This is a genomic window from Acidimicrobiales bacterium (genome assembly GCA_035540975.1).
Lineage (GTDB): Bacteria > Actinomycetota > Acidimicrobiia > Acidimicrobiales.
On the sequence record DATLFN010000085.1, the window covers coordinates 15,255 to 34,835 of the forward strand.

At 74.1% G+C, this 19,581-nt stretch carries 17 protein-coding genes; 8 read left to right on the plus strand and 9 right to left on the minus strand.

The genetic code is table 11. From position 1 onward, the window contains the following. Positions 1-15: 15 nt before the first annotated feature. Positions 16-957: a lytic transglycosylase domain-containing protein gene (locus tag VM242_09505; GenBank protein HVM05397.1), complete on the plus strand. Its 942-nt coding sequence runs from the start codon at positions 16-18 to the stop codon at positions 955-957. On the opposite strand, the gene VM242_09510 is transcribed toward VM242_09505, so the two are convergent. Both VM242_09510 and VM242_09515 read right to left on the minus strand, forming a co-directional pair. Next, a complete protein-coding gene (locus VM242_09510) occupies positions 945-1,622 on the minus strand; it encodes a PhoU domain-containing protein (GenBank protein ID HVM05398.1) in 678 nt (225 codons plus the stop codon). The genes VM242_09505 and VM242_09510 overlap by 13 nt on opposite strands. 25 nt (positions 1,623-1,647) lie before the next feature. After that, on the minus strand, positions 1,648-2,286 hold the full coding sequence (locus VM242_09515) for a PhoU domain-containing protein (protein ID HVM05399.1): 639 nt from the start codon (positions 2,284-2,286) through the stop codon (positions 1,648-1,650). 140 nt (positions 2,287-2,426) lie between these two features. Between VM242_09515 and VM242_09520 the strand changes: the two genes are divergently transcribed. Genes VM242_09520 through phoU form a run of 3 tightly spaced genes read left to right on the plus strand, consistent with a single transcriptional unit; the run spans position 2,427 to position 5,172 of the window. Then, positions 2,427-3,665: an ATP-binding protein gene (locus VM242_09520; GenBank protein HVM05400.1), complete on the plus strand. Its 1,239-nt coding sequence runs from the start codon at positions 2,427-2,429 to the stop codon at positions 3,663-3,665. Positions 3,666-3,673: 8 nt separating this feature from the next. Continuing rightward, entirely contained in the window at positions 3,674-4,384 is a 711-nt protein-coding gene (locus VM242_09525) for a response regulator transcription factor (GenBank protein ID HVM05401.1), read from the plus strand. A 44-nt stretch (positions 4,385-4,428) separates the two neighbouring features. Next, complete coding sequence (gene phoU / locus VM242_09530) at positions 4,429-5,172, plus strand: phosphate signaling complex protein PhoU (GenBank protein HVM05402.1); 744 nt, start codon at positions 4,429-4,431, stop codon at positions 5,170-5,172. 11 nt (positions 5,173-5,183) lie between these two features. On the opposite strand, the gene pstB is transcribed toward phoU, so the two are convergent. From pstB to VM242_09550, 4 genes are all read right to left on the minus strand, one after another. Continuing rightward, complete coding sequence (gene pstB / locus VM242_09535) at positions 5,184-6,056, minus strand: phosphate ABC transporter ATP-binding protein PstB (GenBank protein ID HVM05403.1); 873 nt, start codon at positions 6,054-6,056, stop codon at positions 5,184-5,186. Positions 6,057-6,081: 25 nt separating this feature from the next. Beyond that, positions 6,082-6,987: a phosphate ABC transporter permease PstA gene (pstA, locus tag VM242_09540; protein HVM05404.1), complete on the minus strand. Its 906-nt coding sequence runs from the start codon at positions 6,985-6,987 to the stop codon at positions 6,082-6,084. Continuing rightward, positions 6,984-7,925 (minus strand): phosphate ABC transporter permease subunit PstC, encoded by a 942-nt coding sequence (gene pstC / locus VM242_09545; GenBank protein HVM05405.1) that lies wholly within the window; start codon positions 7,923-7,925, stop codon positions 6,984-6,986. Before pstC ends, pstA begins: the two co-directional genes overlap by 4 nt. A gap of 61 nt (positions 7,926-7,986) precedes the next feature. Next, positions 7,987-8,967: a PstS family phosphate ABC transporter substrate-binding protein gene (locus VM242_09550; protein HVM05406.1), complete on the minus strand. Its 981-nt coding sequence runs from the start codon at positions 8,965-8,967 to the stop codon at positions 7,987-7,989. A 440-nt stretch (positions 8,968-9,407) separates the two neighbouring features. On the opposite strand from VM242_09550, the gene VM242_09555 reads away from it, so the two are divergent. The 3 genes from VM242_09555 (at position 9,408) to VM242_09565 (ending at position 14,216) form a co-directional block, all read left to right on the plus strand. After that, complete coding sequence (locus tag VM242_09555) at positions 9,408-10,973, plus strand: Ppx/GppA phosphatase family protein (protein ID HVM05407.1); 1,566 nt, start codon at positions 9,408-9,410, stop codon at positions 10,971-10,973. Positions 10,974-11,084: 111 nt separating this feature from the next. After that, positions 11,085-12,479, plus strand: a complete 1,395-nt coding sequence (locus VM242_09560) for an alkaline phosphatase PhoX (GenBank protein HVM05408.1) — start codon at positions 11,085-11,087, stop codon at positions 12,477-12,479. A gap of 375 nt (positions 12,480-12,854) precedes the next feature. After that, positions 12,855-14,216, plus strand: coding sequence for a PhoH family protein (locus tag VM242_09565; GenBank protein ID HVM05409.1), 1,362 nt, complete (start codon positions 12,855-12,857; stop codon positions 14,214-14,216). A 16-nt stretch (positions 14,217-14,232) separates the two neighbouring features. Here VM242_09565 and VM242_09570 read toward each other — a convergent pair whose 3' ends face one another. Together VM242_09570 and VM242_09575 are read right to left on the minus strand one after the other, a co-directional pair. Beyond that, on the minus strand, positions 14,233-14,976 hold the full coding sequence (locus VM242_09570; protein HVM05410.1) for a ParA family protein: 744 nt from the start codon (positions 14,974-14,976) through the stop codon (positions 14,233-14,235). Continuing rightward, positions 14,973-16,505, minus strand: coding sequence for a CHAD domain-containing protein (locus VM242_09575; GenBank protein HVM05411.1), 1,533 nt, complete (start codon positions 16,503-16,505; stop codon positions 14,973-14,975). Before VM242_09575 ends, VM242_09570 begins: the two co-directional genes overlap by 4 nt. Before the next feature lie 68 nt (positions 16,506-16,573). On the opposite strand from VM242_09575, the gene VM242_09580 reads away from it, so the two are divergent. Next, complete coding sequence (locus VM242_09580) at positions 16,574-17,035, plus strand: CYTH domain-containing protein (GenBank protein HVM05412.1); 462 nt, start codon at positions 16,574-16,576, stop codon at positions 17,033-17,035. 14 nt (positions 17,036-17,049) lie between these two features. Here VM242_09580 and ppk1 read toward each other — a convergent pair whose 3' ends face one another. Then, positions 17,050-19,170 (minus strand): polyphosphate kinase 1, encoded by a 2,121-nt coding sequence (gene ppk1 / locus VM242_09585; GenBank protein HVM05413.1) that lies wholly within the window; start codon positions 19,168-19,170, stop codon positions 17,050-17,052. Between the last annotated feature and the right edge of the window lie 411 nt (positions 19,171-19,581).

Below are 19,581 nucleotides of genomic sequence, written 5' to 3' on the forward strand. Positions count from 1 at the left end.
GGTAGCCTGCTGCGGATGCGCCGTGCCGCCGCCGTCCCCGTGCTCCTCGCCGTCCTGGCCGGCGTGGCCGGCTGCAACGCCGGCGAGGACGACCCGACGATCGGCACCGACGGCGACGCGTCGACCACCGTCGCCACGACGCCGCCGCCGTCGATGACCGTCGCCACGACGGCGGCCGCACCGGCCCCGACCACCACCACCACCACCACCACCGGGCGGCGGGGGGGCGGCCTCAGCGTGCTCGGCGAGGGCGACCCGGCGTCCATCGCGTCGGCCATCGCCACCAGCGAGGCGGCCATCCGCGACGCGGCCACGCCGGCCGCCGACCTGGAGCGGCACGGGACCGCCCAGCAGGCGGCCTACCGCCAGCTCACGGCCAGGCCCGATTGGCTGGACGACGTGCTCGCCCGCCTGCCCGCCGGGCTGCACGCCACCGTGCGGGCCAACGTGTCGGCGGGCGCCGACCTGCGGGCCCTCACCAAGCCGCGTGACGCCCTGCCGCCGTGGCGCATCGTCGCCCCCGCACCGCCCGAGGAGCTGCTCGGGTACTACAAGGCGGCGGAAGCCCAGCTCGGTGCCCCGTGGCAGTACCTGGCCGCCATCCACCTGGTCGAGACGCGAATGGGCCGGATCCGGGGGACCAGCACGGCCGGGGCCCAGGGCCCCATGCAGTTCCTCCCCGCCACCTGGGGCCAGTACGGCGCCGGCGGCGACATCAACTCGAACCGGGACTCGATCCTCGCCGCCGCCCGCTACCTCGTGCGCAACGGGGCCCCCGGCAACATGGCCAACGCGCTGTTCAACTACAACCGCAGCGACCGCTACGTGCGCGCCGTGACCGCCTACGCCGAGCAGATGGAGGCCGACGAGCGGGCGTACCTGGGCTACTACCACTGGCAGGTGTACTACCGGATGCCCGACGGCGACCGGCTCCTCCCGGTGGGCTACGGGGCGTAGGGCGACCCTCCGGTGGACACGAACTCGGCCTGCCGGGCGATCTCGACGGCGTGGTCGCCGATGCGCTCGTAGAACCGGCCCAGCAGCGACAGGTCGACGGCGGGCGCCGTCTCGGTGCCGCCGGCGAGGAGGGCGGCGAACAGCTCGGTCCGCAGCACGTCCAGGTCGCGGTCGGACGCCTCGACGCCCTGGCCGGCCTCGGCGTCGCCCGCCTGGTAGGCGGTGAGCGCGGCACCCAGCTCGGCCGCCGCCGCCGTCGACATCTCCACCACCAGGACCCGCAACCCGGGGCCGAAGTCCGAGGCGTCCCGCTCGAAGCAGGCGGACCGGGCGACGTGGGCCACCAGGTCGCCCGCCCGGGAGACCGCCTCGGTGAGGCGCACGAGGGCGACCAGGCGGCGGAGGTCGACGGCCATGGGCTGCTGGGTGGCGATGAGATCGTAGGCGGCCAGCTCGGCGTCGCGCGCCCGCGCCGACCAGCCCGCCGTGCGGGCGTCGACGCCCCGCCCCGCCTCGCAGTCCCGCCGCAACCAGGCGTCGGTCGCCTCGGCCACGGACCGCTGGACCTCGAAGCCGATGCCCACCACGGCGCGCTGGAGCGACGCGATCCGGGCGTGGAACCGCTGCCGGCCCGGCCCCAGCCATTCGCGCCCGTCCTCGGTCACCGCCGGTCGTCCCCGCCGATCGTCCTCACAGCTGCCCCGTCACGAGGTAGCGCACACGCCGGCCGACGATCACCGCATGGTCGGCCACCCGTTCCAGGTAGCGACCGACCAGGACCACGTCGAGGGTCGTGGCCAGGTCGGGCGGGGTGCGGAACACCTCGGCGAGGAAACGCCGGTGCAGCTCGTCGAGACGGTCGTCCCAGACGTCGAGGGCCTCGGCGGCGGCGACGTCTCGCCGGACGTACGCCTCCACCGAGCCCTGGAACAGCTGGTGGGCCTCGTCCGCCATGCGGCCCAGCAGGCCGCCCAGGCGGGGAGGGAGGGGGGCGTGCGGCCTGGCGGCGAAGGCGGCGACGTGGCGGACCAGCTTGCTCGAGCGCTCCAGCTCGTGGGTCAGCCGCACCACGGTCACCAGGAAGCGCAGGTCGCCGGCGGCGGGCTGCTGGCGGGCCAGCGACTCGAAGGCCCGGCCCTCGCAGCGGCGGATGGCGGCGTCGATGGCGGCATGCCCGTCGACGACCCCGGCCGCCAGGTCGTGGTCACCGGTCACGAGGGCCTCGGCGGCGGCGGCCAGGGCCTGGCCGACCCGGGCGGCGAGGCACGCCAAGTCGGCGTCCAGGTCGGCCAGCTCACGATCGAACACGGTCCTGGTCGGCTCGGGCATTGGCCTCGGCTCCCACCATACGGAGCGCGGGGGCCGGCCCGGCCACCCCCCGGCGACGGCGCGGTGAACGACCGGTGAACACTGGTCCCGGCGACGGCTCCGGGGGCTCACCGGGCGCCGCTCCTCGGTAACGTCGTCGTGTGCCGGTGCTGTTGGCCTGTGTGGTCGTCGCGGCGGGTGCCGTGGTGTCGCTGGTGATGGTGGCGCGGGCCCGGGCCGAGCGCCGGGCCGCCGCTCGCGTCGAGGCGGTCGTGGCGCGGCTGCGTCCCGGCGGAGCGACGCCGGGCGGCGCCCGTCTCGAGGCGGCGCTGTCCCGGCTGGACCGGGCGGCGGACGAGGTGGCCGACCGGGCGAGGGACCAGGCTGCCCTGGTCGCGTCCCTCCGGGGCGCGCTGGAGGCGGTGCCCCTGGGCGTCGTCGTCGCCGGCCCGGACGGCGGCGTGCGCTTCCGCAACGCCGCCGCCGAGGACGTGCTGGGCGGGGGGGCGTCGAACGCCCTGGTCTCCCGGGCTCTCGCCGAGCTGCTGGCCTCGGCGGCCGACGGCGAGGCCGCGTCCCGCCCCCTGGAGCTGTACGGGCCGCCCCGGCGCATGTTGTCGCTGGCCGCCGTGCCGCTCGGCGACCGGTCGTCGGCCGTGGTGGTGGAGGACGTCTCCGAGCGCCGGCGCCTCGACGCCGTGCGCCGTGACTTCGTGGCCAACGTCAGCCACGAGCTGAAGACGCCGGTGGCGGCCGTGGGTCTGCTGGCCGAGACCCTGGTGGGCGAGGACGACTCGACGACGGTGCACCGGCTGGCCGGCCGCATCCAGGACGAGGCGTTCCGGGTGGCGAAGATCATCGACGACCTGCTCGACCTCAGCCGCCTCGAGGCGGAGGAGTCGGCGCTCCACGAACCCGTCAGGGTGGGCGAGGTGGTGGCCGCGGCGGCGGCGCAGGTCGAGCCGGCGGCGTCGCTGCGCTCGGTCCGCCTCGAGGTGGTCGAGCCGCCCCGGACGTGGACGGTGGAGGGCGACCGTCGCCAGCTGGTGTCGGCGCTGGCCAACCTGCTGGAGAACGCCGTGAAGTACTCCGACGAGGGCTCGTACGTCGAGGTGCGGGCCCGGACCGACGGGTCGGTGATCGAGGTGTCGGTACGCGACACCGGCATCGGCATCCCGTCGAGGGACCTGGGCCGCATCTTCGAGCGCTTCTACCGCGTCGACCGCGGCCGGGGTCGCGACACCGGAGGGACGGGGCTGGGCCTCTCGATCGTCCGCCACATCGCCTCCAACCACGGCGGAGACGTGCTGGTCGAGTCCGTGGAGGGCGAGGGCTCCACGTTCACCCTGCGCCTGCCGGCGACGCCGGGACCGGTCGGCTTGATGGCCGACGCCGGATGAGGAGCGCCATGGCCGAGACCCTGCCCACCGTCCTGGTCGTGGAGGACGAGGACTCGTTCGTGGAGGCCCTGGTGGTGGGGCTGAAGAGGGAGGGCTTCCTCGTGCACGTGGCGAGGGACGGCATCACCGCCCTCGCCCTCTTCGACGCGGTGCGGCCCGACCTCGTCCTGCTGGACGTCATGCTGCCCAGCCTGTCCGGGGTGGACGTCTGCCGCGAGATCCGCCAGCGCTCGCGCACGCCGATCATCATGGTGACGGCCAAGGGATCGGAGATCGACACGGTCGTCGGCCTCGAGGTGGGAGCCGACGACTACGTGACCAAGCCGTACCGCCTCCGCGAGCTGGTGGCCAGGATGCGGGCCGTGCTGCGCCGGGCCCCGCGCGACGACGAGTCGGCCGGCTCGAGCGGTGCCGTGCTGGAGGTGGGCGACGTCCGGCTCGACCCCGAGCGCCACGAGGTCACCGTCCGGGGCGACCTGGTGGCCCTGCCCCTCAAGGAGTTCGACCTGCTGGAGGTGCTGCTCGACAACGCCGGGCGGGTCCTCACCCGGGACACGCTCATCGACCGGGTGTGGGGGACGGACTACGTCGGCGACACCAAGACCCTGGACGTCCACATCAAGCGGCTGCGGTCCAAGCTCGAGGTCGACCCGTCGAACCCCGAGCGGATCGTCACCATCCGCGGCCTGGGCTACCGCTACGAGAAGGTGGCTCCCTGACGGGGCAGGCGAGCCCGCCCGCCGCGCGTGCGACACTGGCGCCGATGGGTGACACCCGCAAGCGCTACCACGAGCAGCTCCAGCAGATGGTGGACGACACCGTGCGGCTGGGCGCCATGGCCATCGAGGAGATCACGGCGGGGACGCAGGCCCTGCTCGACGCCGACCTGGCCGCCGCCGAGCGGGTGGTGGCGTCGGACGCCGACATGGACGCCCTGACCCACGAGATCGAGGAGAGCGCCTACGTCGTCCTGGCCCGCCAGAACCCCATGGCGCGGGACCTGCGCACCGTCGTCGCCATCCTCCGGGTGATCCACGAGGTGGAGCGGTGCGGCGACCTGATGGTCAACGTCGCCAAGACGACGCGTCGCCTCTACCCGCACGGTCTCGACCCCAAGCTCCGCGGGCTCATCGAGCGCATGGGGGCCCAGGCGGCCGACCAGGCGCGGCTGGCCATCACCGCCTTCCGGGACGGGGACCCCCTGCAGGCGGCGGCGCTCGTCGACATGGACGACGTCATGGACGATCTCCAGAAGTCGTTGTTCCGGGCCATCTTCGCCGGCGGTGCCCCCGACGAGGCGTCGCTCCACCGGGCCGTCCAGGTGGCCCTGGTGGGCCGGTACTACGAGCGCATCGCCGACCACGCCGTGAACGTGAGCGGCCGGGTGCGGTTCATGGTCACCGGCGAGTGGTCGGAGGACGACGTCTCCGCCGACGACCACGAGGGTGCCGACGTCGTGCCCGGTCCGCCCGGTGCCGCGCCGGACGGCTCGCTGCGGCCGGGCTGACAGCGCAGCGGTCAGCCGAAGCGGCCGGTGATGTAGTCCTCGGTGCGGCGGTCGGAGGGGGCGGTGAAGATGCGCTCCGTGCGGTCGAACTCCACCAGCACGCCGGTGCGCTCCCGGCCCTCGTCGCTCACCTCGGCGGTGAAGAAGGCGGTCCGGTCGGACACCCGGGCCGCCTGCTGCATGTTGTGGGTGACGATCACGATCGTGTAGTCGCGCTTGAGCTCCATCATGAGCTCCTCGATGCGGTTGGTCGCCAGCGGGTCGAGGGCCGAGCACGGCTCGTCCATCAGGATGACGTCGGGGCGGACGGCGATGCAGCGGGCGATGCACAGGCGCTGCTGCTGGCCGCCGGACAGCGAGAAGGCGCTCTTCTTGACCTTGTCCTTCACCTCGTCCCACAGGGCCGCCTTGCGCAGGGACTCCTCGACGAGGTCGTCCATGCTGGACGGCTTCATCCCGTTCACCCGGGGCCCGAAGGCCACGTTGTCGTAGATGGACTTGGGGAACGGGTTGGGCTTCTGGAACACCATGCCGATGCGCCGCCGGACCTCGATGGGGTCGACGTCGTCGCCGTACAGGTCCTGGTCGTGGTAGGCGATGCGCCCCTCCACGCGCGTGCCGGGGATGAGCTCGTTCATCCGGTTGAGGCAGCGGATGAACGTGCTCTTGCCGCACCCGGACGGGCCGATCACGGCCGTGATCCGGTTCTCGGCGATGTCCATGGTGACGCCGCGGATGGCCCGGAAGGCCCCGTAGAAGAAGCTCAGGTCGTCGATGCGGAACACCGGCGCTCCGGCGGCCACCGTGGGGGGGTCGTCGGCGGCCGGCACCTCCGGTCGCCGGGTGGGGCCGGCGGTGCCGGGGGCGCCCGCTGACTGGCTCAACGTGGCATTCGGGTCGGGCACGTGGTCACCACCGGGTCGAGAATCGGTTGCGGACGAAGATGGCCACGGCGTTCATCGCCAGCAGCATGGCGAGCAGGACGATGCTCGCGGCCGCCGCCGCCTCGGCGAACGCCGGCTGCGGCCGGCTGGTCCAGTTGAAGATCAGCACGGGGAGCGCCGAGAACGGGTCGCGCACGTCGTCGGGGGTGTTGAAGATGGAGACGGCGGCACCGATGACGAGGAGGGGGGCCGTCTCCCCGATGGCACGGGACAGCGACAGGATGACCCCGGTCATCGTTCCCGGCATGGCCGCCGGGAGCACGTGGTGGCGCACCGCCTGCCACTTGGTGGCCCCCAGCGCGTAGGCGGCCAGCCGCACCGACTCGGGAACGGCGCGCAGCGACTCGCGCGCGGCGATGATGATGACCGGGAGGCTCATCACGCCGAGGGTCAGGCCGCCGGCGAGCAGGCTGGGGCCCATCCCCAGGAACCGCACGAACACGCCGAGGCCGAGGATCCCGTAGACCACCGAGGGGACCCCGGCCAGGTTGGCGATGTTGGCCTCGATGAGGTTGGTGAGGCGGTTCCTGGGAGCGAACTCCTCGAGGTAGACGGCGGCGCCGACGCCGACGGGGAAGCTGAACAGCGCGGTGAGCCCCATCAGCCACATCGTCCCGTACAGGGCCGCCTTGATCCCGGCCCGGGCGGGGAACCGGGACACGAAGTTGCCGAAGAAGGCGCCCGGGTCGGCCGCCAGCCGGTCCCAGCCCCGGTCGTAGATCGTCACCAGGAGCAGCCCCAGGGCGACGACGCCGAGGAACGTCCCCAGGAAAAGGCTGAAGGCGGCGACGCCGTCGAGCAGGAGGCTGAGTCGGGTCCGGCTGGCGCCCCGGCCGAGGCCGGCGGGTGCCCCGACGGCGACGGCCGTCACTGGTACGCCTGCCGGAACCGGCGCACGAGGCGGATGCTGAGGAGGTTCATGCCCAGGGTGATGAGGAACAGCGTGGCGCCCACGGCGAAGAGCGACTCGTAGCGGATGGACCCGGCGGCCGCCTCGCCGCTCACCGTCTGCGCGATGTAGGCGGTGAGGGTCTGGATGGAGTCGAAGAAGTCGGTGGTCAGCCGCGGCGTGTTGCCCGACGCGATGGTGACCGCCATCGTCTCGCCCACGGCCCGGGAGACGGCCAGGATCACCGAGGCGGCGATGCCCGACAGGGCGGCGGGCATCACCACCCGCAGGGCCACCACCCGCCTGCTCGCCCCCATGCCGAAGGCGGCCTCCCGCAGCGCCTGGGGGACGGCGCGCATGGCGTCCTCGCTGATCGAGGCGATGACGGGCAGGATCATCAGGCCCACGGCGACGGCGCCGGCGGCGGCGTTGAAGATGAACACGCGCTCGTCGCCGAAGATCGGTCGCAGGAGCGTCGGCGTCACGAAGTTCAGGGCGAAGAACCCCACCACCACGGTAGGGATGCCGGCGAGCACCTCGAGCACCGGCTTGACGACGGACCGCACCCGGGGCCGGGCGTACTCCGCCAGGTAGACGGCGGTGGCGAGCCCCAGCGGGAGCCCGACGAACAGCGAGCCGACGGCGATCATCAGCGACCCGTTGATCAGCGGGAGGACCCCGAAGTCACCGGCCTCGACCCGGCCACCGAGGGGCGCCCAGCGCGTCCCGGTCAGGAAGTCGAGGACCGGCACCTTGGCGAAGAAGCTGATCGTCTCGCCCGCCAGGACGGCGATGATCCCGAGCGTGACCAGCACGGAGACGACGGCGCAAACGGCGAGGAGCCCGACCACGGCCCGCTCACCCGGTCGTGACCGGTGGCGGGTGATGTTGCGGTCGGGGATGGGGATCGAGGTCGCCATGGCTGCGAACGGGCGGACGCTAGCTGCCGGCCGGTCCGCCAGCCAGCGTCCGCCAGCGGGACTAGCCCGCCGACTCGAGGGCTTCGAGGCCCTTCTCGTAGTCCTCGGCAGGAGCCGGGGTGTAGCCCACGTCGGTGATCAGCTCGGGCGTCGTCTCCAGGTAGAACCGGACGAACTCCTGCACCTCCGGACGGCTCAGCGCCGAGTTCTTGACGTAGATGAAGAGCGGCCTGCTCAGCGGGTAGTCGCCGGACTCGACGGTCTCGTCGCTGGGCTCCACGCAGGTGCCGTCCTCGCCCGCCACCTCGACGGCCTTGAGGACGCTCTCGTTCTCGGTGAAGTAGGCGAAACCGAAGTACCCCCACGAGTTCTTCTCACCCTTGATGCCCTGCACGAGGGTGTTGTCGTCCTCCGACGCCGTGTAGTCGGTGCGGGCCTTCAGGCTCCCCTCGTCGTCGGGGGCGCCCAGGACCTCCTCGACGAAGAAGTCGTAGGTCCCCGAGTCCGTCCCCGGGGCGAAGATGGCGATCTTCTCGGCCGGGAACTTCGGGTCGACCTGGTCCCAGGTGGAGGCCCCGCCCTCCTTGAAGATGGTGCCCAGCTGCTCGATGGTCAGGCACTCGAGGAAGGCGTTCTCGGCCGAGGTGACGATGGCCAGCCCGTCGAGGCCGACCCGGAACTCCGTGTAGTCGACGCCGGCCGCCTCGCACGCCGCCACCTCCTCGTCCTTGATCGGGCGGGACGCGTCGGCGATGTCGATCTCGTCGTTGCAGAACTTCTTGAAGCCGCCCCCGGTGCCGGAGGTGCCGACGGAGACGTCCACGCCGGGCTGCTCGGTGCGGAACTCCTCGGCGATGGCCTCGCTGACGGGCGCCACCGTCGAGGACCCGTCGATGGTGATCGCACCCGACAGCTCGGCTCCCGACCCCGAGCCGGCGGCGTCGCCTGCGGCGTCGTCGTCGCCTCCGCAGGCTCCCAGCACCAGCGCCGCCGCGGCCGCCGCCGCCAGCACCCGGACGAATCCCGCACTCGATCGCCTCATGGTCGGAAGAGCCCTCCTGTGGGTCGTCGCACGGCCGGTCCGTGTCGCGGTCCCTCGCCCCGTACCGTAGGGAACGGCCCTGACCGGGGGCACACCGGCGGATGGACGCCAGGTGAACGGCGGTTGAACATCGAAGGCGCCCGCGGACCGGACCGCGACCGCGAGGCCTGCACCGGCTGCCGTCCGGGGGGCGGCAGCCGGCCGGTGACGCCGGCTGCCGCCGGGACCTGGGCCGCCCTCCTGCCGGGTCGTGGGCCGGCGGGAGACGCGACCGTCCCGGCGACGCTACCGGCGGGTGGTGGCGCGGGTGTGGCCTCGGGTCGGCGGGGAAATGACGTCTGGATGAAACCGACGTGTCACGCCCGGGGAGTTCGGCGCCCGTTCCGATGACGTTCACGTCGGCACCCCCGGGCCCGTCGCCGCCTCCCGTACCGTTGGGTGTGCGCATCGCCGCCCTCGACCTGGGCAGCAACTCGTTCCACCTCCTCGTGGCCGAGTCGCGCCCCGACGGCACGTTCGTGCCGGTGCTGCGGGAGAAGGAGATGCTGCGCCTGGGCGAGGTGGTGGCCCGCACCGGCCGGCTGGGCGAGGGGGCGAGCGAGGGGGCGCTCGAGGCGGTGCGGCGCTTCCGGGCGCTGGCCGAGGCGGCGGGCGTCAGCGAGATCGTCGCCTGCGCCACCGCCGCCATCCGCGAGGCCGAGGACGGCGCCGCCCTCGTCGAGCGCTTCCGGGCGGAGGCGGGTGTGGACGTCAAGGTCATCAGCGGGCGGGAGGAGGCGGCGCTGATCTTCCGGGCCGTCCAGGCCAGCGTGCTGATCGAGCCCGGACCGGCGCTGTGCCTCGACCTGGGCGGAGGCAGCCTGGAGATCGTGGTGGGCGACGTCGCGGCGCTGCACTGGGCGACCAGCGTGAAGCTGGGCGTCGGGCGCCTGACGGCCGAGCTGGTCCGCAACGACCCGCCCAAGCCCGGTGACCTCAAGCGCCTGAGGAAGCGCATGGTGTCCGTGCTCGAGCCGTTCGCCGAGCAGGTCGGCGGGTTCGGCCCTACGCTGCTGGTGGGCACGAGCGGCACGTTCTGCGACCTGGCCAAGATGACGGCTGCCCGTGAGACGGGCGCCGTCCCCATCTCGGTCAACCAGCTGCACGTCGCCCGAGAGGCGCTGGAGTCGCTCCACGAGGACCTCGTCGCCCAGACCGCGTCGCAACGCCGGAAGATGGCGGGGCTGGACGCCCGCCGGGCCGAGCTGGTGCCGGCCGGCTCGCTGCTGGCCCTGGTCGCCCTGGAGCTGTTCGGGTTCGACGAGATGGTGGTGGGCGAGTGGGCGCTGCGCGAGGGCATGGTGCTGGACGCGCTCGATGCGGCGGGGGACGGTGACGCCGCCGGTGACCCGAGGGTCATGCGGACGGAGTCGGTGCTCGACCTGTGCCGTCGTTGCCGCTGGCGCGAGGACCACGCCCGCCAGGTCGCCCGGCTCGCCCTGCGCCTGTTCGACGAGACGGCCGAGCTGCACGGGCTGTCCGAGCACCACCGCGAGCTCCTGGAGCACGCCGCCCTTCTCCACGACATCGGCGAGCACGTCTCCGGGGAGGGGCACCACAAGCACACCGCGTACTTGATCCAGCACGGCCGCCTCCGGGGGTTCTCGCCCCAGGAGGTGCTCGTGCTGGCGACCCTCGGGCGCTACCACCGCCAGGGCGAACCGAAGCCCTCCTTCGAGCCGTACGCCAACATCGACCCCGACGAGAGACCGGCGGTGCGGTTCCTCACCGCCCTCCTCCAGGTGGCCGACGGGCTGGACCGGGCGCACGCCGGGGCGGTCGAGGCGATCGACGTCTCAATCGACGACGAACGCGTCGAGCTCCGGGTGCACGCCACCAGCGACGCCGACCTCGAGCTGTGGGGCGCGCGCCGCAAGCGCGCCCTGTTCGAGGACGTCACCGGCCGCCGTCTCCATGTGGACGCGGTGGAGCTGCCCCCTCGGTGGCGGGAGCGCCGCGGCGCCTGACGGCGTCGCCCGACTGTTCGGGGAATCGTCTCCCGCCGGCCACGGCCGGGCCATCTCGGAGCCAACTCCGGCCCCTAGCTTCGCCCGGGCCGACGAGACCGAGGAGGGCATGTGAGTCAGACGAAGGAGCAGGCCGCGGGTGTCGACCGGAGGGGCTTCCTCCGGGGAGCGCTGGCGGCCGGAGCGGCAGGGGCGGCGATCGGGCCGTTCGGCGCCCTCGCCCGGCGGGCGGCGGGCGCGACGCCGGGCCGTGCCGGCGTTGCCGGGGCGAAGGTCTCCGGGGACGCCGGTTACGGCCCGCTCCACCCGGCACGGGACCAGACCACGGGGCTGGAGCTGTTGATGCTGCCCCGGGGCTTCGAGTACCTGAGCTTCGGCTGGACCCACGACCCCATGTCCGACGGGACGCCCACGCCGGGCAGCCACGACGGCATGGCCGCGTTCCGGGTCGGGGACCGGGTCCACCTCGTCCGCAACCACGAGCGCGGGCGCGCCACGCCGTTCGCCGGGCCGTCGCTCACCTACGACCCGGCCGCCGGCGGCGGCACCACGACGCTGGTGTTCGACCCGGACAAGGGGGAGCTGGTGGACAGCTGGGCCAGCCTGACGGGCACCATCCGCAACTGTGCCGGCGGCCCCACGCCGGCGGGCACCTGGCTGACGTGCGAGGAGACCACCGACGTCGTGGGCGGCGTCCGTCACGGCTACGTCTTCGAGGTCCCGGCCGACGGCGTGGGCTCGCCGGTCCCGCTCAGGTCCATGGGCCGGTTCTCCCACGAGGCCACGGCGACGGACCCGGCCACGGGGTTCGTGTACCTGACCGAGGACGCCTCGTCGTCGGCGCTGTACCGCTTCCGGCCGGTGGTCCCGGCGGACCTGGCTCAGGGGGGCGACCTCGAGGCCATGCGCCTGGCTTCGACCACCGACACCAAGCCGTGGGCGACGGGCACGTCGGACACCGTCGCCGAGTGGGTCGCGGTCGACGTCGCCGACTGGGCACCGGGCCAGCCCTCGACGTGGCAGCAGGTCCAGCCCAAGGGTGCGGCCCGCATCAGCCGCGGGGAGGGCGCCTGGTACGGCAACGGCGTCGTCTACGTGGTCGCCACCAACGGGGGCCCGGTGAGCCAGGGCCAGGTGTTCGCCCTCGACCCGGCGGCGCAGACGTTCACCGCCGTCTACGCGTCGACCGACGCCAACGTGCTCAACGCACCGGACAACGTGTGCGTGAGCCCGCGCGGCGGCGTCGTGCTGTGCGAGGACGGGAGCGGGCTCGAGTTCGTGCACGGGCTCACGCCGGGCGGCGAGATCTTCAGGTTCGCCCAGAACGCCGTGGTGCTCCCCGAGGAGGTGCGGGCGGCCAGGGGGTACACGAGCACCGACTTCACCGGCTCCGAGTGGTGCGGCGCCACCTTCGAGCCGAAGAACGGCAACTGGTTGTTCCTCAACATCCAGAGCCCGGGGATCACCTTCGCCGTCACCGGCCCCTGGAGGCAGGGCGTCCTGTAGGGACGGGCCCGTCCTCATGGACCGGGTTCGGCACCCCCGCCGGCGCGCCAGGACCTCCACCGCCTGTTCCCGGCTCGTTCACCGGCCGGCGAACGGGCGGGCACCGGCGTCTCCTACGGTCACCGCCGGCGGCGGGCCACCACCTCGGAGGGCCGGGCGCACCCCACCGGCGCCCGGCTCTCCGGCGGCATCGAACGAACCGAGGGGATCGGAGACGGCGCCGCCGCACGGTGCGGCGTCGTTCCGGCCCGGGCCGGACGACGGCAGGGGCCGGCCGCGGGCACGCGCCTCCACAGGTCCCGACGCGGGATGACCTCGCGCGCCGCACGCGGCGGCGTCCACCCGCTGGCCCAGCCGGGCTGGCATGGTGACCCGATGGACCTCCGCGCCGTCGCGCCCGTGACCAAGACGGTGGTCGTCGACACCTCGGTGCTGGTCGCCGATCCGGGGGCCATCGGGGAGTTCGAGGGGTGCGCGGTCCGGATCCCCTTCACCGTGATCGAGGAGCTGGACGGGCTGAAGGGGCGTCCCGACGGCGTCGGTGCGGCGGCCCGGGACGCCCTCCGCCGCATCGAGGCCCTGCGGGTGGCGGCCGGGGGATCGCTCGTCGACCCCGTCACGCTCGACCACTCCGGCACCCTGGCCGTCGTCCTCAACGGCCTCGACCCGGGGCCGGCGCTCGGGCACCACCTCGACCTGGCGGTGCCCGACAACCGGATCATCGCCGCCGCCCTCGGCATCCAGCGCGAGGGCGGGCCCGTCGAGGTGGTGTCGAACGACGCCGCGCTGCGGATCAAGGCCGCCCATCTCGGCCTCGCCGCCCGCGAGTACGTCCCCGTCCCCGCCTACGGGCGTAACAGCGACTCCCCGGGTTGGCACACCATCGCCGGCCTGGACGGGCCCATGATCGACCGCCTGTTCGCCGAGCGCCACCTCGCCGTCGCCGACGTGCCGGGCGCCGACGGGCTGGGGGAGAACGAGTTCGCCGTGCTCCGGGCCGGGCAGCAGTCGGCCCTGGCCCGCCGCCGGGGTGACGCGCTCCACGTCCTGCGCCCCAACGTCGAGGCGTTCGACCTGAGGCCCCGCAACGTGGAACAGCGGCTCGCCCTCGACCTGCTGGTCGACCCCGAGGTCTCCGTGGTCGCCCTCGACGGGCCGGCGGGCACGGGCAAGACCCTCCTCGCCATCGCCGCCGGTCTCGACCAGGTGTGGAACCACCCGTCGTCCCGCCGCTACGAGCGCATGGCGATCTTCCGGCCCGTCGTGGCCGTCGGCCGCCAGGACCTCGGGTTCCTGCCGGGCACGCTCGACGAGAAGCTGGACCCGTGGATGGGCGCCATCCACGACGCGGTGGTGGCGGTCAGCGACGGGCGGCGCAAGGCGGCGGCCGACGAGATCCTGGCCCAGATCACCGCCGAGGGCCGCCTCACGATGGAGTCGGTGACCTACCTGCGGGGCCGCTCGCTGCACGCCACCTGGGTGCTCGTCGACGAGGCCCAGAACCTCGAGCCGAGCGTGGCCAAGACCGTCCTGACCCGGGCGGCCGAGGGCACCAAGGTGGTGTTCACCGGCGACACCAGCCAGATCGACGCCCCCTTCCTCTCGGCCGACAACAACGCCATGTCGGTGCTCACGGCCGCCTTCGGCAGCGGCCGGGGCGGCCCGCTGTTCGGCCACATCCGCCTGACCGAGGGCGAGCGCAGCCCGCTCGCCTCGCTGGCCGCCACCCTCCTTTAGAGCGCGGGGGGGATGGTCACGGCCAGAGTCGGGCCGCCATCTCCGCCCACAGCTGGCGGAAGGCGCGGGCGGCGGCGGACGCGGGGGCGAACGCGCCCACCGGCGCCCGTTCCACGCCCATGCGCTCCACCGTGCTGGCGTTCGGGATCACGGTGGTGAGGAAGGCGGGCCACGCCGCCGCCAGCGCCTCCAGCTGGTCGCGGTGGAGCTTCTTGCGGCGGTCGACCATGGCGAAGTGGGGCAGCAGCTGCGGAGCCCCGGGCTGGCCCTCCAGGAACCCGGCCAGCTGGGCCAGCGTGCGGGACGACAGGGTCGTCGGGACCACCGGGACGACGAGGCCGCCGGCGGCGCCGAACACCGCCTCGCTGGCCAGGGAGATGCTGGGCGGGCAGTCGAGGAGGACGACGTCGTACGCCGGGGCGAGGGGGGCGAGGAGGGCGGCCAACCGCTCCGTCGGCCGCCTGGTCCCGTCCAGGTGGAGGTCGAGGTGGCGGAGGGAGAAGTCGGCCGGGACCAGGTCGACGGCGGGGACGTCGGTGCCCCGGACGTGGCGGTCGAGCCCGCCCCTGGTCACCAGCCGCTCGGAGCCGCCCTTCACGCGGGGGCGCACGCGCAGGTAGAAGCTGGCGGCGCCCTGCGGGTCGAGGTCCCACACCAGCACCCGGGCGCCGGCCCGGGCCGCCTCGTAGGCGAGGTTCACCGCCGAGGTCGTCTTCCCGACGCCCCCCTTGATGCTGTAGGTGGCGAGGACCGCGGTCACGGCGACGAGTCGAGCAGCGCGTCGAGGGAGCGGGCCGTCGCCCTGGTGTCGTAGGAGCGGAAGCGCCCGGCGAACTCCTGGCGGGCGGACCGCCGGGCCCGGTCGATGCTCTCGCTCAGCCGGCCCAGGGCGACCAGCGTCGCCGGGCCGCGGCTGCCCTCGGGCAACCCGGCGGCGATCTCCTCCAGTTGGGCGACGTGCACCTCGGCGTCCTGGTGCTGCCCCAGGTTGTCCTGCAGGGCCTTCAGCCGCTGGACGAAGGCCTTGCGCGGCGCCGGCGCGTAGAGCCCGCCGAAGCACTCGAGCAGGTAGCGCAGCTTCTTGGCATCCTTGCGAAGCTGGTGCAGCTCCTCGGCCGGCGTCGCCGCCGAGATCCCCCGGCCCCGTTCGAGGACCTGGGCCTGGGCGTCCCGGATGCGCCCGGCGGCCACCTTGCCGATGGCCCGCCCGGCGTCCCTCCCCGCCCCGGCGACCGGCCCGGCGCCCGCCAGCCACGCCCGCCAGCCGTCGGTCACCTCCCGGTAGCGCTCGGAGCGGAGCACGTCGGAGAGCTCGGCGTGGGCCGACGACCGCAGGCTCTCGATGTGGCGGCGGACCGGCTCCAGGTCGGCGGCGACGTCGGGGCCGAGCGGCCCCACGTAGCGGTCCCACTCGATGCCGTACACGTCGAGGTCCCGGGACGGCCCGGTGACCCCGCCCAGCCAGCCGAAGGCCTCCCGGTACGTCGCCCGCACGTCGGCGGGCAGCACCCGCCGGCCCTGGGCCAGCACGGAGCGGGTGCGGCGGACGGCCACCCGCAGGTCGTGGAGGAACTCGGGGTCGACGTCGTCCACGGTCCCCTGCCAGTTGGCGTCCACGGCGAGCATCAGGTTGGCGAGCACGCGGCGGAAGGCGGGGAGGGCGGGCTCGTCGGCGGCCAGGGCGATGGTGGGCGAGCCGGTGAAGCCGCGGCGGGCGACGCCGGCGGCCGCCAGGGCCTGGTCGAGCACGTCGCCGGCGCCGGCCTTCAGCCCGAGGGACCGCAGCAGGGCGCGGGCCGAGGCGGCGTCCTTGGCGTACCCGGCGCCCGCCCGCAGCTCGGCCGCCCACGGCGGCCCCACCGGGGCCCCGTCCACCGCCAGGTCGTCGTGCACGTCCACCGTGACCCGCGCCGTTCCCTCGGCGTCGCGCCGCACCGCCGGGCGCACGGTGGCCGTGACCGTGGCCAGCGGCACCAGGGCCCGCACGTCGAGGACCGGGCCGAGGCGGGAGCGGAGCGGCCCGGCGGGGAGGTCGGCGGCTCGTCGCGGCGCGGTGGCCGCCGGGGCGCGGGCGGGCGACGACCGGCCGTCGTCCAGCACCACCTCCGCCCCGTTCCCGGCGCCCCGCACCTCGAGACGGAGGCCGGCGCGGTGGAGCCGGCCGTCGAACGTGTCGACCACCGTGCGGCGCAGCGCCCGTGGCGGACCGATCTCGAACCCGGCGGCGGCCAGCGCGTCGAGCACGCCCGACGGGCTCGACGACGAGGAGGTGAAGGCGGTGGGGTTCACTCGGGCACGGGATGTCCGGCGGTCGGGCGACTTCCGCCGCCGGCGGCGGATGGCGCATGCTTGGTGCCGTGACGACGGAGATCGAGCGGAAGTTCGTGGTGGACGAACCGCCCTCCGACGGGTTGGGCCCCGGCGTGCGCCTGCGGCAAGGGTATCTGGCCGAGGACGGCGACGTTCAGGTCCGGGTCCGCATCGCCGGGGCGGACGCGACGCTCACGGTGAAGGCCGGCCGCGGCCTGCGCCGCACCGAGGTCGAGGTGGTGATCGGCGTCGCCGCCGCGGAGGCCCTGTGGCCGTTCACGGAGGGGCGACGCGTCGAGAAGGTGCGCCACCGGGTCCGGGTCGGCGAGCGGGTGGCCGACGTCGACGTCTACGAGGGAGCGCTGTCCGGGCTGTGCACCGCCGAGGTCGAGTTCGCGTCCGAGGAGGAGGCCCGCCGCTTCACGCCCCCCGCGTGGTGCACCCGCGACGTGACGGGCACGCCGGGCTGGGACAACGCCGCCCTGGCCCGCCACGGCCGCCCTTCCTGAACCGGCCCGCCGGTTCAATCGTCGGCGTCGCGGCGTCGCCGGGCGCGGGCCCGGGCCCGTTCCTGGAGCACCGCCTGGCAGCACACGCCGGCGACCGTCTCCACCTTGCGCCACCGGCCGTCGCCGTCCAGCTCCCAGGCCAGGACGTCGTCGGCCAGGAGAACGTCGAGGATCTCGCCCAGGCGGTCCCGCAGCTCGGGGGCCTCGACGGGGACCAGCGCCTCGATGCGCCGGTCCATGTTCCGCCGCATGAGGTCCGCCGACCCGATGAGGTAGCGCACGGGCCCGGCGGCCTCGTCGCCGAAGGCGAAGATCCTCGAGTGCTCGAGGTAGCGCCCCACGATCGAACGGACGCGGATGTTGTCGGAGAGGCCGGGGACGCCGGGCCGCACGCAGCACATGCCCCGTACGACGAGGTCGATCCGCACGCCGGCCGCCGACGCCCGGTACAGGGCGTCGATCACCGGGCGGTCGACCAGGCTGTTCACCTTCATGCGGATGCGCCCGGGGCGCTCACCTCCGCACTCGCCGTCGATGAGGTCGATGATGCGCGCCCGCAGCTGCGTCGGGGCGAGCACGAGCTTGCGGTAGCGCTGCTGGCGGCTGTAGCCGGTGAGGAAGTTGAACAGGTCGCTGAGGTCGGCGCCGAGGTCGTCGTCGCTCGAGAGCAGCCCCAGGTCCTCGTAGGTGCGCGCCGTCTTGGGGTTGTAGTTGCCCGTGCCCACGTGGCAGTAGCGGCGGATGCCGTCCTCCTCCTGGCGGACGACCAGTGCGGTCTTGCTGTGCGTCTTGTAGCCGACCAGGCCGTAGACCACGTGGACGCCCGCCTCCTCCAGGGCGCGGGCCCAGGCGATGTTCGCCTCCTCGTCGAACCTCGCCTTCAGCTCGACGAGGACCGAGACCTGCTTCCCGCGCTCGGCCGCCCGGATGAGCGCCTCCACGATGGGGCTGTCGCCCGACGTGCGGTACAGCGTCTGCTTGATGGCGAGCACGGCCGGGTCGGCGGCGGCCTGGCGGATGAACGCCTCGACCGTGGTGGTGAACGACTCGTAGGGGTGGTGCACCAGGACGTCGCCCCGGCGCACGGCGGCGAACACGTCGGGCCGGTCGTCGGCCAAGGGGGGCGGGGTCAGCCCGGCCCACGGCTCGTCCTTGAGGTCGGGCCGGTCGAGGTCGTGCAGCGCCCAGAGCCCGCCCAGGCCCAGGGGGGCGGCGACCTCGTAGACGTCCTCGGGGCCGAGCTCCAGCTCCCGCTCCAGCAGCGACCGGGCCTCGCGCGAGATCGTGGCGTCGACCTCCAGGCGGACGGCCTGGCCGAACCGGCGTTGCCGGAGCTCCATCTCCACGGCGGCGAGGAGGTCGTCCGCCTCCTCGGCGTCGGCCTGGAGGGTGAGGTCGGTGTTGCGGGTGACGCGGAACGCGAAGTGGCACTCGATGACCATGCCGGGGAAGAGCGAGTCGAGGTGGGCCGAGATCGCCTGCTCCAGGGGGAGGAACCGCTCGCCGTCCGGCATGGCCAGGAACCGGGGGAGCACGGGCGGGACCTTGACGCGGGCGAAGCGGCGCTGGCCGCTGACCGGGTCCCGCACCATCACGGCCAGGTTCAGCGACAGGTTGGAGATGTACGGGAAGGGGTGGCCCGGGTCGACGGCCAGGGGCGTCAGGACCGGGTGGACGTCGTCGAACACCGCCCCGACGTGCTTCTTGTCGTCGTCGTCGAGCTGTTCCCAGTCCACCAGGCGGATGCCCGCCCCCGCCAGCGCCGGCACCACGCCGTCGAGGAACGCCCGGGAGTGGCGCGCCACCAGGCCGGTGAGCCGGTCGCGGATCGCCCGCAGCTGCTCGGCGGGCGTGAGCCCGTCGGGCGACGCCGTGTCGACGCCGGCCGCCAACTGGTCCTTCAGCCCGGCGACCCGCACCTGGAAGAGCTCGTCGACGTTGCCCGCCACGATGGCCAGGAACTTGGCCCGCTCGAGGGGCGGCTGCGAGCCGTCCTCGGCGAGGGCCAGCACCCGCTCCTGGAAGGCCAGCAGCGACAGCTCCCGGTTGAGGTAAGGGGGCTCCTCGATCGGGGGGGACGGGACGGGCGCCGGCGTCTCGATCAACGCTTCGAGATGGGGCGCGACGGTGTCCACGGCCGGCCACCCTGCCTCGCCGGTGGTCGCGCAACCACCACGGAACGGTGAACAGGAGCGGAACGTTCGGTGACGCCCGGGGGTGCCGCCGCCGGCGGCGGATCTCCACCCGAACTTGGGCCGGCGTTCACCGGCCGTCGAAGGCCCGGACACCTCGGCTGCATACCGTCCGGCGCAGCGACCGGAACCGACCCCGGCGCGGATCGGAGCCGCCGTGCCCGAGTCGAACGCCAGCCGCCGCGACCGCCGCCGCCGGACGAGGATGCGGCTCGACCGAGCCGAGGCGGTGGCCGAGGAGGCGTCGATCTGGGCGCTCGTGCGGTGGGCGCCCGGCGAAGCCGAGGTTCTCGCTCCCGGGCGCGCCCGGCGGGGCGCGGGGGAGGTTCTCGGGGCGGCCGGCGACGGCGCCGA

Excerpts from the sequence above, each read along its gene's own strand:
- VM242_09525 (HVM05401.1), top strand. The coding sequence starts at position 3,674 with ATGGCCGAGACCCTGCCCACCGTCCTGGTCGTGGAGGACGAGGACTCG.
- VM242_09515 (HVM05399.1), bottom strand. The coding sequence starts at position 2,286 with ATGCCCGAGCCGACCAGGACCGTGTTCGATCGTGAGCTGGCCGACCTG.
- pstC (HVM05405.1), bottom strand. The coding sequence starts at position 7,925 with ATGGCGACCTCGATCCCCATCCCCGACCGCAACATCACCCGCCACCGG.
- VM242_09505 (HVM05397.1), top strand. The coding sequence starts at position 16 with ATGCGCCGTGCCGCCGCCGTCCCCGTGCTCCTCGCCGTCCTGGCCGGC.
- VM242_09565 (HVM05409.1), top strand. The coding sequence starts at position 12,855 with ATGGACCTCCGCGCCGTCGCGCCCGTGACCAAGACGGTGGTCGTCGAC.
- phoU (HVM05402.1), top strand. The coding sequence starts at position 4,429 with ATGGGTGACACCCGCAAGCGCTACCACGAGCAGCTCCAGCAGATGGTG.
- VM242_09550 (HVM05406.1), bottom strand. The coding sequence starts at position 8,967 with ATGAGGCGATCGAGTGCGGGATTCGTCCGGGTGCTGGCGGCGGCGGCC.